Origin of the sequence: Autumnicola tepida, from assembly GCF_031846485.1 — a bacterium.
GTDB lineage: Bacteria > Bacteroidota > Bacteroidia > Flavobacteriales > Flavobacteriaceae > Autumnicola > Autumnicola tepida.
The window spans coordinates 347,229-359,320 of record NZ_JAVRHQ010000001.1 but is presented as its reverse complement, the minus strand read 5'-3'; the positions used below and the strand labels follow the sequence as shown (position 1 = coordinate 359,320).

Genomic DNA, 12,092 nt, shown 5'->3' with positions numbered 1-12,092 from the left:
ATTAGATGTTTGTTATTATAACTGCTTTTTGATTATTTAGATAATTTACCTTTGATATAAAATCTCGAAATTCGGAGTAGGTTTCAGCAGGCCAGAAGCCTTTGTTCATCCTGAATTTTCGCTTTACCTCAATCTTTTTTTCGCCTTCAACCTCCACCAGGTTCAGCTGCAGGTCCAGGCCTCCAAATTCAGACGTTACTTTTGCCGACTCCGGCAAAGATTCCACCTCAAAACCTTTCGGCAAAACGAAACTGAAATTATCTACTATAGTTTTTCCCCTCCTAATCTCCAGCGGCAGTTTTCGCTCTCCCGCGCCTGAAATATCAAAGGTGTTAAGCTCCAGGAAACATACCGGCATCAATAGCCTTTTCCCCGCTTTGGTGGCATATTTCTGCCCTCTAAAATCTATTTCCTCCACAAACTGCTGCTGTTCCTTATCATCCCTATAATTAATGGATTCAATTTTCAAGCCCTGCAAATGTCCCCAGTTCTCCTTATAAACAATATCCTGAATAGCAGCTTCTTCATCTTTTAGATGGTATATATTCCCATAGAAAACCCCATTGCTCCTGCGCTCAAAATGGGTGGCAAAAGAACCATTCTGCTGCAAGTTTATTTCGCAAACGCTTTCCCTGAGATTTTCTGATGCCGAATAGATTTTTGAACGTTTTATCTCTCCACCTTCAGGCTTTACCAACAATACGTTCCTGTCGTCAGTAAAATCTCCCAGATAGTTGAAGGGTGTGGTCTGGCTTGTACATTCCAGCCAAATGTCTTCGTTCTCTCGCGGAATATTCAATATAACATGCGTGCCTTGCATAGAAGCAAAATCGGCATCTATATTTTGTTTTTCCTCTCCTGCATAAACCACCGCGTAATTAGATAAAATACCCTGCGACTGCAGCAAAGCTTTGGTGTAATTGGTAAGGGCTTTACAGTCTCCATAACCCAACCTGTCCACATCTTCAGGCAACATGGGTTCCCACCCGCCAATGCCCAGTTGCACGCTAATGTAGCGCGTGTTATCCTGCACGTATTTGTAAATGATCCTGGCTTTTTCCTCTTTAGTTTTGGCCTTTTTGGTGAGTGCTATAATTTTTGCAACAGTCTCTTCAGGCAAACTGTTCCTGCCTTTAAGCAGATTATCGTACTGCCATTTCCCCAGTTCAGCCCAATTGGTAGCATGGCCAGTAACACCTACCAGTGCAAAATCGTTTAAAGCCACCAAAACCTTTGGTGTAAAATATCCCAGGTCTGGCGCCAGGGCCTCGGGAACATAAGCGGGTACATTTTTTATAGTATAGGAAAATTCAAATTCAGCATTTTTCTTTTCAATATTGAAATCCCCGAAATTGCGCTCTTCAAATCGCAAAGGAATTTTAGCCGGATTTAGTAGTTTATATGAAGAATTCTCAGTACTAACATTATAGCCGGAGACTGGTTGCCATGGCGGCAGGAAAATGGTAGAATTAGTTTCTACCTCGCTTTCGTATAAAATTGTGTAGGGATAACTCCTTGGGGTAAAATCGAGATAGCTCACCCGCTCATCAGAATGAAAGGTAGAACCTCCCACTGCGCTGTTATCCTTGAAATCCCTTTTCTTATAATGTTGGACCTCTTCCCCCAGTTGATTAAAGATATAAGCTTCCTGGCTTTTTATTCTTCGGTTATCATCATAAAATGCTGTGGCAAAAGCAAAATGATTACCATTATCATTTAAAACGGTAACGACCATTTTTCGCCTGATAAGCATTTTATCGACGGCTAAAACCTCTATTTCCAGGGCTTTTTCCCTAACAACTGCATTGGCATTCGCTGTTAAGCTGGAATCCAGAAAAATACTTTGATACTGGTAATCCTGGGCATTCAGAGAAAAGCATAGGAATACAAAGACTGCGGCAAAAGAAATCTTATACACTGTGATGAATAGGAGAATTTACTATCGCAATATATAAAATTTTAAGAATTTTTAACTTTTATTTTTTGAATCCATCAAAATAGTTACCGGCCCATCATTAAGAAGGCTTACTTTCATATCTGCTCCAAACTCACCGGTCCCAACTTTCTTGCCCAGTTTCTCTTCCAGAACCTCGATAAATTTTTCATAAAGTGGAATGGCAATTTCGGGCCTGGCGGCCTTAATATAACTGGGCCTGTTCCCCTTCTTTGTACTGGCATGCAAAGTAAACTGGCTTACCACGATGGCATCTCCGCCAACATCCTTTAAAGACAGGTTCATCACTTGATCTTCATCATTGAAAATGCGCATTTTTACGATCTTATTGCACAGCCATTCAACATCTTCCTCACCATCTTCATCTTCTATCCCAAACAGGATCAAAATTCCTTTTTCTATAACTGCATTTACGCGGTGATTAATGGTGACTGAAGCTTCAGCAACCCTTTGCAATACTACTCTCATTGATTTGAATAATTGTCTATTCGATAATTTTCGTCTTCGCCTTCCATAATTTGCAGGTAACTTTTATACCGGGACCAGGCTATTTCTCCCTCTTCCAACGCTTCCTTTACCGCACATTTTGGCTCTTCCAGGTGCAAACAATTATGGAATTTACAATCCTGCTTTAATTCAAAAAATTCGGGGAAATAGTCACCAATTTCTTCCTTCTCCATATCTACCACCCCAAAACCTTTAATTCCCGGGGTATCGATTATTCGCGCATTAAAGCTAAGGTCGAACATCTCGGCAAAGGTAGTGGTATGCTGCCCCTGCCGGTGCTGCTCAGAGATTTCCGCAGTTTTTAAATTCAGATCAGGTTCCAGGGCATTGATTAGCGTAGATTTTCCTGTACCGCTGTGGCCCGAGAACATACTGGTTTTGTCCAGCATCATCTCCCTGACTTTATCCACATTTTTGCCGGTTTTTGCTGAAATCCCTATACATTCATATCCTACCTCCCGGTAGAGTTTGGCCAAAAATTTAATTTCCAGCGTTTCCTCTTCATTATAGGTATCTATTTTGTTGAAAAGAATAACGGCTTTAATATCGTAAGCCTCTGCGGTTACCAGAAAGCGGTCTATAAAACTGGTAAAGGTTGGCGGATTATTAAGCGTGACCATCAAAAAAACCTGGTCGATATTCGAGGCGATAATGTGGGTTTGCTTAGAAAGGTTTACCGATTTACGGATGATGTAATTCTCGCGCTCATCAATTTTTTTAATCACCCCTTGCTGCTCCTCTCCCTGCTGCCCTTCAGTGTCAAAACTCACTTTATCCCCAACGGCCACCGGATTGGTGTTTTTAATTCCCTTAATACGAAACTTGCCCTTAATACGGCAGTTATAGGTTTTTCCGTCTTCTGCTTTCACCAGGTACCAGCTCCCTGTGGATTTATATACCGTTCCTTTCATTTATAATCTTTTAAACCTCACAGGTTTTGGAAACCTGTGAGGTTTGCTACTATTTGAAAATTCTGCCTGTAAAAATAATGTCAGTTCGAGCCTGCCTTGGCGGCAGACAGGCGTAGTCGGGAACGTTTTTATTTAATCTTTTAAAGTACCTCCCCACTGCGCTCGAGGTGACACATCTATTTTTTCAAACCATAACTCTTGATCGCTAAAGTATGAAATGCAAAAGTTACAATTTCAGGAATAACAGAAATTTTGAAGATTTCCCTTTAAGCGTTCATGATTTTTTCCTGGTGATTGATGGATTCCTGGTGAACAGCTTTAAAAAGGCGCAGGATAAATTCCTCGCTTAGCCCGTGCTGCTCCCCTTCAAGCACCATTTTCCCCAGAATTTCGTTCCATCTTTTGGTTTGAAGCACCGAAACATTCTGCGCTTTCTTTACCTTTCCTATTTCGTCTGAAACCCGCATTCTTTTGGCCAGCAATTCGATTAACTGGTTATCGGCAACATCAATCTGCGCTCTCAAATTGCTTAATTTATTCTGAAATTCCTCACTTTCAGAAACTTCTTTTCTAATTTTCAAATCTTTCATAATCTGAACAAGTGTTTCCGGCGTTATTTGCTGCTTCGCATCACTCCAAGCCTCGTCTGGAGTATGATGGGTTTCCACCATTAACCCGTCGTAGTTCAAATCCAGGGCGGTTTGGCAAAGATCAAAAATAATGTCCCGGCGCCCGGCGATGTGGGAAGGATCGAGAATTAGCGGAAGATCAGGAAATTTATTCTGAAGTTCAATGGCAATCTGCCATTCCGGATTGTTACGATATTTGGTTTTTTCGTAAGCCGAAAATCCGCGGTGGATCACCCCAAGATTCTTAATATCTGCAGTGTAAAAACGCTCTACGGCGCCCAGCCAAAGGGAAAGGTCGGGATTCACCGGATTTTTGACCAACACAACCTTATCGGTCCCCTTCAGGGCATCTGCAATTTCCTGTACAATAAAAGGAGAAACCGTGGTACGCGCGCCAATCCATAAAATATCCACATCATTTTCCAGGGCCAGGTCTACGTGGGCAGTATTGGCAACTTCAGTAGTCGTAAGCATTCCTGTTTCTTCCTTGGCTTTTTTCAGCCATTTCAACCCAAGGGCGCCCACACCCTCAAAATTTCCGGGCCGGGTTCTTGGTTTCCAGATCCCTGCCCGCAATACAGTGGCATCGGTATCTTTAAGCTGGTGCGCTATTTTTAAAACCTGCTCCTCGGTCTCGGCACTACAAGGGCCGGCAATTACAAGGGGATGGTCCAGTCCAAAAGCATCCAGCCAGTTTCTAAGTTCTTTCCTGTTTTCCATTTTTAAAGTAATTTAAGTAGTATTAGTTAATTCCGTTTAATATTGATTTTATGTGGTTGGTCTTTTCCATTTCCTTAAAAACCCCCTCAAAATCCTCATTTTCGATAAGGGTCTTAAACTGATTAAGGTTATGGATATATTCATTTAAAGTCTCCAAAACATTCTCCTTATTTTGCTGAAAAATAGGCGACCACATGGCGGGGGAGCTTTTGGCCAACCTTACGGTAGAGGCAAAGCCACTGCCCGCCAGGTCAAAAATATCCCGCTCGTTCTTTTCTTTTTCCAGTACCGTTTTGCCAAGCATAAAGGAGCTGATGTGTGACAAATGCGAAACATAAGCAATATGCCGGTCGTGGGATTCAGGATCCATATACCTGATGCGCATGCCCAGTTTGCTGAAGATTTCCATGGCTTTTTCCTGAAGCTTAAAAGCGGTCTTCTCTACTTCGCAAATAATATTAGTTTTTCCGCGGAAAAGATTTGGAATGGCTGCCTCCGGGCCTGAATATTCTGTGCCTGAAATGGGATGCGCAGCCAGGAAATTCCTCCTTTTAGGATGCTCTGCAATGGCCGTGCACAACCTCGATTTTGTAGAACCGGCATCAACCACCAGCGTATTTTCCCCAATCTCATCAAGCACCTGCCGGGCTACCCCAATACTCGCATCTACGGGCACGGCAATAAAAACCACATCGGCATTTTTAAGATCGGCCATTACAGCAGGGTAATCAATAAGCTTCAATTCTTTGGCCCTGGCAAGATGAGATTCACTGGCGTCTATTCCAAAAATTTCGGCTTCGGGAAAACCGGTCTTTACATCCAGTGCGAAGGAGCCTCCAATTAAGCCTATTCCTATTATATATACATTCATTTCCTAACCCGATTAATGGCTTCATCTATATTTTCTTCTGCTGTACACAAGGAAAACCTAATGTAGCCCTCACCCTGACTGCCAAAAATGAAGCCCGGGGCGGTAAAAATATCGTGCTCATGCAATAGTTCGTCTACAAAACCTTCCGAAGTCTTTCCCTTGGGGACCCTGGCCCAGATAAACATTCCCTGCTGGTCCTTTTCCGGCACACAATTTAAGGCGGCGGCAAGCTGCAGCACTTTATTTTTCCGGCTCCTGTAAACTTCGTTTTGATCGCTAAACCACTTTCTATCCAGGCGCAAAGCTTCGGCGGCCCCTGCCTGTAGAGGGAAAAACATCCCGCTATCCATATTGGTCTTCACCTTCAGGATAGTATTTATATTTTTTTCACTTCCGCAAACCATCCCTATGCGCCAGCCCGCCATATTAAAGCTTTTACTAAGGGAATTTAGTTCCAGCACCACTTCTTTGGCTCCTTCGGTTTTCAAAATGCTCTGCGGATTATCATTCAGAATAAAACTGTACGGATTATCATTGATCACCAGGAGCTGATGCTGTTTCGCAAAAGCTACCAGTTCAGCAAAAAATTCTTCATTTGCCGAAGCCCCTGTAGGCATGTGCGGATAGTTGACCCACATGAGTTTTACCTTGCTCAGATCTTTCTCTGCCAGTTTCTTCAAATCCGGCAACCAGCCGCCTTCAGCGTTTAGTTCGTAATAAACGGCTTCCGCCTCAACTAAATTCGTAACCGAAGAATAGGTGGGGTATCCGGGATTTGGAATTAAAACCTGGTCCCCTTCATTTAAAAAAGCCATCGAAATATGCGTAATGCCTTCCTTGCTACCCATTAAAGGCAAAATTTCAGTTTCGGCGTTTAATTCTACCGCATAATGGTTCTTATAAAAATCTTTAATGGCATTCCTAAATTCAGCAGTACCTTTATACGGCTGGTACTGGTGGGCGCCGGGGTTCATTAAAGCTTCATTAAGCCTGGTGATTACCTGTTTTGGCGGTGCAAGGTCTGGACTGCCAATCCCGAGGTTAATAATTGGTTTACCCGCTGCTTCCAGGGCCCGGACCTCCCTTAATTTGCTGGAGAAATAATATTCCTGAACATTGTCCAGTCTTTTTGCCTGTGGTACCATTACAAACTGTTTTTATAAGTCCCGAAAATTTTTAACTGCTCTGTCATCACTTCCAGAATTTCCATCGCCTTTTTAAATTCTTCGTATTCCTCAAAGATTACATCTATAAAAAACGAGTATTTCCAGGGGGTTTCTATTATTGGCATGCTTTGGATTTTGGTCATATCCAGGTTAAAATCCCTTATAATATTTAAAACCGAAACCAGGCTGCCCCTTTTGCTTTCCAGCTCGAACTTAAGCGAAGCCTTGTCTATTTTTTCGCCATTTGGCTCCTTTTTCTTCATGCTGAGAATAAGGAACCTGGTGGCATTGCTTTTCTTGGTATGGATGCTTTCGGCCAGCGTCTCAAGTTCAAAAATATCAGCTGCGGCTTTACTGGCCACAGCGCCCACATGCTTTAACTGCTGCACATGTATTCTTTTGGCGACTTCCGCAGTATCGGCATCTTCAATCAACTTAATATGCGGGTATTTTTTAAAAAATTCCTTGCACTGCAGCAGCGCCATGGGGTGGGAAAACACCTTTTTAATCTTTTCAATACTTTGCCCCGGCAGCGCCATGAGGTTCATATCAATAGGAATATAATGTTCCCCGATTACCTTTACATTATTTTCATCTATCATGGCGTAATTTGGCAAAATTGAGCCGGCGATAGAATTTTCTATGGCCATTACCGCTTCATCTGCCTCGCCTGAGACCAGTGCCGCGACAAGTTCTCTAAAAGACATGCATTCCAGCACCTGTACATTTTCGTTATAGTACTGCTGCGCCACCAGATGATGAAAGGAACCCTGGATCCCCTGAATCGCTATTTTTTTATCCATTCAAACTGATCTAAAAAAAAAGTCCCGATTTTAGATCGAGACTTTTATATAATTTGGCTTAGTTAATTACATAGCACTCCCGATCTTATCTCTGGTATAGAAATAAAAATAATAGAATGCGTTCCAGGTAATTAAATTGCTCATTACTTCTTTGTTACACGGCTAAAATAATATATAATTTCAGAATAAAACCTAGTTTCTGCGTGTTTTTTACGCTTTTTATCAATTCCTTTTCAGGAAATGCATTCTGTAAAAAATTCCTTAAAATTTTGGTTTTAAGGTTCTGGTTTTTTCCGAATCATCTAAAACCAATTCAGCCAAAATCTAAACCTAAGCCTTCTGAAGCGAATTAATAAATCCTTATTTTTGACAAAAAGAGCGAAATGTCTATTTCAGTTGAAGGAATTTCAAAATACTATGGAAAGCAAAAGGCACTGGACCAGGTTTCCTTTTCTATTGCCAAAGGAGAAATTGTAGGTTTCCTGGGCCCAAATGGCGCGGGAAAATCTACGCTGATGAAAATCCTTACCGGATATTTGCCTGCTTCAGAAGGAAAAGCCGCCGTAAATGGCAATCCCTTAAATAAGGACGTTCACCAGGTCCAGCAAAGCATTGGTTATTTGCCGGAACACAATCCGCTTTACCCTGAAATGTATGTGCGGGAATACCTTGCCTTTAACGCGAATATTTACAATATAGCCAAAAGCAGGATTGAAGAGGTAATTGAGCTTACCCGCCTTACGCCCGAAGCGAACAAAAAAATCGAGCAACTATCCAAAGGTTACCGGCAGCGGGTAGGCCTGGCCTCGGCACTTCTGCACGATCCCGAAGTGCTTATTTTAGATGAACCCACCACGGGGCTGGACCCAAACCAGCTGGTGGAAATCCGCAATCTCATCCGCAACATCGGGAAAAACAAAACCATCTTCCTTTCTACCCATATCATGCAGGAAGTGGAGGCTATTTGCGAAAGGGTAATTATTATTGATCACGGGAAAGTGGTGGCCGATAAGAAAATGGCTGACCTGCGGGACGAAAATGAGCAAACTATAATGGTGGAATTTGATTATCGCATTGAAGAAGTGGCCTTACGGGCTCTGCCGCATTTAACCGGGGTGAAAAACACCGGCGGCTTTAGGTACGAACTTATTTTTGATACGGGAAAAGACATGCGCCCTGCGGTTTTTGATTTTGCCCACGATAACGGACTAAAAACCCTTCAGTTAAACCAGAAAACCAAAAACCTGGAAAGTCTTTTTGCCGAACTTACTATCCCCCCAGCGCCCGAAGGGGGAGTTTCTTGAATAATTTATTAGTTATTTCTCTTAAAAGCCCCCTTCGGGGGTTGGGGGGAATATCAATTCTCCTTCATAAAAAGTTTCCACCTCTACCACAGGAGGGCGATTAACACAAATCACATCTCCAAAACTCCTGATTTCACCTTTTATTGACTGCTTCGGGTTGAGGATCATCTTATTGGTTCCGCGGTGAAAAATATCGTAATGCTGTACGATTAGATCTTCAGCCTCCAGCCGCCCATCCCCGGCCGCGAAAAAAACATTCATGTTCTCAACCTCCCCTGAAAGAAAATAATTGGAATATTGGTCGTTGGTTATGCGAAGGTTTTCCACATCCAGGTCCAGCTTAAAATCGCCTACAGTGAGAACATCAGGATCTTCTTCCTGGTTCACAGAACGCAGCCATAGATTCTCAAATTTCAGCACTCCAGTACTTTCGATAGTACTTCCGCTGCTGTTCTGCAACCATGTAAGCTCCGGGACAGTTACATAAACTTTCGTGACTCCATAATCCCGGAAGATGTTACAGGAATTGTTGTTTTTAATACTCAGCCTTCCATTTTCCACCTCAACAGAAACTTCATCCCGCAAATTCTCCCCGGTTTCAACTATTACTTTTTGCTGCTCCCCCTGCTCGATATATAATTTCACCCGTTCATAAACAATAACTTCATCAAAAACAGGCAGCTCCATTTCATCTTTAACAATATCGCCGGCACTTGTAAAACAGGTCCCCGCCTCTTCAGGAGAACAACCTATATAGAGAATGCTAAAAAATAATATGTACAGTTTTTTCTTCATTAATACATTTCCAGATCAGTCACTTTCATTTAATTACTGTAAATCATTGCTGTCCTGAAGAAAATTTTAAATTAAATTTTTCGTTCAGCACCTAAATTTTAGAAACTCGCCATTCTAATTCAACTAAAGAAAGAAAAAGAACAGGCTCAAAGAGTCTAAAATTTTACGGTGCTTTCACTTCAAATTTCACGATAAACTTTCGATAGGCCGGAGAAAATTAAAATAAACCCAAGAGTTTCAAAAAATTTACGATGCCATTCACTCTAAAATTTTCTTTTTAAATACCTGTTACAGGTTTTCATAATCTGTATCCTAAAGTGAATTCCACAGCTTCGGCATTGGCACCATGGGAACGCACCGTGGCCGAAACCCACCAGTCCTTATTTATTTTTCTTCCCAGGCCGATGCGGTTATACAACTGGTCTACATACTCGGTGTAAGGATAATACACATAGTACCCCAGCTGGGTAATCACCGAAAGTTTATTAAAATTCAGCTGATGCCCCACAAAAACACCTATGCGGTTAGCGTCTTCATCTCCCCTGGTATGGCCGGCAGGAAAAGCGACCGACTGATATTTTATATATTCCTCGAGGGCTTTGGAATAAAAAAATTCTGCGCCGGCCTGCAGCGTACTTTTCGCGTTTAAAACCTTATCGGCAAAAACCGTGGGGGTAAAAAATAAATAATGTGCAGAGCCGATGATGCCCATGGTATTTACCCCGCCCCGCAGCGCGAAATTAAGGTGCACAGGCTCGCTGTGTTCCATATCGCCGGGCTGCTTTGCGATATATGCGGGAATTTCTTCATAGTCCAGCGTATAATTCATCCCCACATTAAAAGTAAAGGTGTTGGTGCTGGAATTGGGAGATTTAAAATCGGCATTGGAATAATGAAGCAATCCCACCCCTGCCTGAATTCCGAAGCCATTAAAAAGATTTTCCCTGCGATAGTTCCCCATCAGGTAAGTGGAGCTTAAAATTCGGGAACCATAGGCATTGTTCTGGTAATTATTATCGGCATCGTAAGGATTGGAAGCATAAGCCAGGCCCTGCCCCACGCGCAGCATGAGGTTTCGGTTTAAAAAATAAAAGTTCAGGTGAGCATAAAGGCCGTAATTCTGTCCTAAATGTTTATTCTTTAAATCCTGATAGGTAAAGGAATAGCCAACATCAGGATAATTGTACCGGCGTTCCCACTCCTTATACCCAAAGGTTTTTTTCTGAAAACTTAAAATCAAGCCGTTAGGATGGCCGGTAATAAGATGCGCGATATCGGGGCTATGTCTAATAATACTGCCATAGAAGTAACTGGTCTCCAGGGTATAAATTTCCGGACTTTTCTGCTGGGCATTTAAAATGCCGCAGCAAAAAACAAGCAGGTACAGGGCAAATCTACTCATGCCCGCAAAGCTAAGGTTTTTAAGCAGAAGTTCTTCCGCGCACACTTCTAAAAAACCGCCTGGGCGATTTGCTGAATATTGGAACTTTTGCCCATAGAATAATAATGCAGCACCGGCACGCCAGCATCCATTAATTCTTTAGACTGGCTTATACACCAATCGACTCCCACCTGCCGTACCTCGGCATTGGTTTTGCATTTTTCCACTTCTAAAATCAGGTCTTCCGGAAGGTCTATCCTAAAAACCTGCGGGAGCAATTGCAAATGCCGTTTGGTGGCAATAGGCTTTATGCCCGGGATGATGGGCACGTTAATCCCCGCTTCCCTGGCATCTTCCACAAACTGGAAGAACTTGGAATTATCAAAAAACATCTGGGTCACGATATAATGGGCTCCCCTATCTACCTTTTCCTTTAACCTCCTCATATCCGATTTTAAAGAAGGGGCTTCCAGGTGTTTTTCAGGATAGCCGGCCACTCCCACGCAAAAATCAGATTTATGGTCGGCTTCAATAACATCATGCAAATATTTGCCGTTGTTGAGGTTCTGGATTTGCTCCACCAGGTCGCAGGCATAGTTGTGCCCGCCTTCCGAAGGTTCAAAATATTTCTGGTGGCTCATGGCGTCTCCCCGCAGGGCCATCACATTTTCGATGCCCAGGTAATGGCAATCCACCAGCAAATATTCGGTTTCCTGCTTGGTAAAGCCGCCGCAAAGCACATGTGGCACGGTGTCTACATTGTATTTATGCTTTATGGCCGCACAAATCCCCACCGTCCCAGGGCGCATGCGGGTAATCTGCCTGTCCAGCAGGCCCTCCCTTTCTACATAAACATATTCCTCGCGGGAGGTGGTCACATCTATAAAAGGAGGTTTAAACTCCATCAGGGGGTCTATATTATCATACAATTCCTGGATGTTTTTCCCCTTTTTGGGTGGAATAATCTCAAAGGAAAACAGGGTTTTCCCATTCGCGTTCTTGATGTGTTCTGTAACTTTCATGTAAACCTATAATTCTTCTAATGGCGTTG

Annotated in this window: 11 protein-coding genes; 1 reads left to right on the top strand and 10 read right to left on the bottom strand. The window is 42.7% G+C overall.

The features are described from left to right. Position 1: 1 nt before the first annotated feature. The 7 genes from RM553_RS01740 to RM553_RS01710 all read right to left on the bottom strand — a co-directional run bounded on the left by RM553_RS01740 (position 2) and on the right by RM553_RS01710 (position 7,561). On the bottom strand, positions 2-1,918 hold the full coding sequence (locus tag RM553_RS01740) for a DUF3858 domain-containing protein (protein WP_311533255.1): 1,917 nt from the start codon (positions 1,916-1,918) through the stop codon (positions 2-4). Positions 1,919-1,969: 51 nt separating this feature from the next. Next, the gene (gene dtd, locus RM553_RS01735) at positions 1,970-2,422 is read right to left on the bottom strand and encodes a D-aminoacyl-tRNA deacylase (RefSeq protein WP_311533254.1); all 453 of its coding nucleotides are present in this window, start codon (positions 2,420-2,422) and stop codon (positions 1,970-1,972) included. Then, positions 2,419-3,372 carry a ribosome small subunit-dependent GTPase A gene (gene rsgA / locus RM553_RS01730; RefSeq protein WP_311533253.1) on the bottom strand — a complete coding sequence of 318 codons (954 nt, stop codon included), beginning with the start codon at positions 3,370-3,372 and terminating at the stop codon, positions 2,419-2,421. Before rsgA ends, dtd begins: the two co-directional genes overlap by 4 nt. Before the next feature lie 266 nt (positions 3,373-3,638). After that, entirely contained in the window at positions 3,639-4,721 is a 1,083-nt protein-coding gene (locus tag RM553_RS01725; protein WP_311533252.1) for a chorismate mutase, read from the bottom strand. Between the two features lie 22 nt (positions 4,722-4,743). Continuing rightward, positions 4,744-5,592: a prephenate dehydrogenase gene (locus tag RM553_RS01720; RefSeq protein ID WP_311533251.1), complete on the bottom strand. Its 849-nt coding sequence runs from the start codon at positions 5,590-5,592 to the stop codon at positions 4,744-4,746. After that, positions 5,589-6,737 carry a pyridoxal phosphate-dependent aminotransferase gene (locus tag RM553_RS01715; RefSeq protein ID WP_311533250.1) on the bottom strand — a complete coding sequence of 383 codons (1,149 nt, stop codon included), beginning with the start codon at positions 6,735-6,737 and terminating at the stop codon, positions 5,589-5,591. Before RM553_RS01715 ends, RM553_RS01720 begins: the two co-directional genes overlap by 4 nt. Beyond that, positions 6,737-7,561 carry a prephenate dehydratase gene (locus RM553_RS01710; RefSeq protein WP_311533249.1) on the bottom strand — a complete coding sequence of 275 codons (825 nt, stop codon included), beginning with the start codon at positions 7,559-7,561 and terminating at the stop codon, positions 6,737-6,739. Before RM553_RS01710 ends, RM553_RS01715 begins: the two co-directional genes overlap by 1 nt. Positions 7,562-7,944: 383 nt before the next feature. Here RM553_RS01710 and gldA point away from each other — a divergent pair, with 383 nt between their 5' ends. Continuing rightward, positions 7,945-8,865 carry a gliding motility-associated ABC transporter ATP-binding subunit GldA gene (gldA, locus tag RM553_RS01705; RefSeq protein WP_311533248.1) on the top strand — a complete coding sequence of 307 codons (921 nt, stop codon included), beginning with the start codon at positions 7,945-7,947 and terminating at the stop codon, positions 8,863-8,865. Positions 8,866-8,886: 21 nt separating this feature from the next. On the opposite strand, the gene RM553_RS01700 is transcribed toward gldA, so the two are convergent. The 3 genes from RM553_RS01700 to metF all read right to left on the bottom strand — a co-directional run bounded on the left by RM553_RS01700 (position 8,887) and on the right by metF (position 12,063). Continuing rightward, positions 8,887-9,660, bottom strand: a complete 774-nt coding sequence (locus RM553_RS01700) for a head GIN domain-containing protein (protein ID WP_311533247.1) — start codon at positions 9,658-9,660, stop codon at positions 8,887-8,889. A 298-nt stretch (positions 9,661-9,958) separates the two neighbouring features. Further along, entirely contained in the window at positions 9,959-11,062 is a 1,104-nt protein-coding gene (locus tag RM553_RS01695) for an acyloxyacyl hydrolase (RefSeq protein ID WP_311533246.1), read from the bottom strand. Between the two features lie 47 nt (positions 11,063-11,109). Beyond that, positions 11,110-12,063: a methylenetetrahydrofolate reductase [NAD(P)H] gene (metF, locus tag RM553_RS01690; RefSeq protein ID WP_311533245.1), complete on the bottom strand. Its 954-nt coding sequence runs from the start codon at positions 12,061-12,063 to the stop codon at positions 11,110-11,112. Between the last annotated feature and the right edge of the window lie 29 nt (positions 12,064-12,092).

Excerpts from the sequence above, each read along its gene's own strand:
- RM553_RS01700 (WP_311533247.1), bottom strand. The coding sequence starts at position 9,660 with ATGAAGAAAAAACTGTACATATTATTTTTTAGCATTCTCTATATAGGT.
- rsgA (WP_311533253.1), bottom strand. The coding sequence starts at position 3,372 with ATGAAAGGAACGGTATATAAATCCACAGGGAGCTGGTACCTGGTGAAA.
- RM553_RS01725 (WP_311533252.1), bottom strand. The coding sequence starts at position 4,721 with ATGGAAAACAGGAAAGAACTTAGAAACTGGCTGGATGCTTTTGGACTG.
- RM553_RS01710 (WP_311533249.1), bottom strand. The coding sequence starts at position 7,561 with ATGGATAAAAAAATAGCGATTCAGGGGATCCAGGGTTCCTTTCATCAT.
- gldA (WP_311533248.1), top strand. The coding sequence starts at position 7,945 with ATGTCTATTTCAGTTGAAGGAATTTCAAAATACTATGGAAAGCAAAAG.
- RM553_RS01715 (WP_311533250.1), bottom strand. The coding sequence starts at position 6,737 with ATGGTACCACAGGCAAAAAGACTGGACAATGTTCAGGAATATTATTTC.
- dtd (WP_311533254.1), bottom strand. The coding sequence starts at position 2,422 with ATGAGAGTAGTATTGCAAAGGGTTGCTGAAGCTTCAGTCACCATTAAT.
- RM553_RS01720 (WP_311533251.1), bottom strand. The coding sequence starts at position 5,592 with ATGAATGTATATATAATAGGAATAGGCTTAATTGGAGGCTCCTTCGCA.
- metF (WP_311533245.1), bottom strand. The coding sequence starts at position 12,063 with ATGAAAGTTACAGAACACATCAAGAACGCGAATGGGAAAACCCTGTTT.
- RM553_RS01695 (WP_311533246.1), bottom strand. The coding sequence starts at position 11,062 with ATGAGTAGATTTGCCCTGTACCTGCTTGTTTTTTGCTGCGGCATTTTA.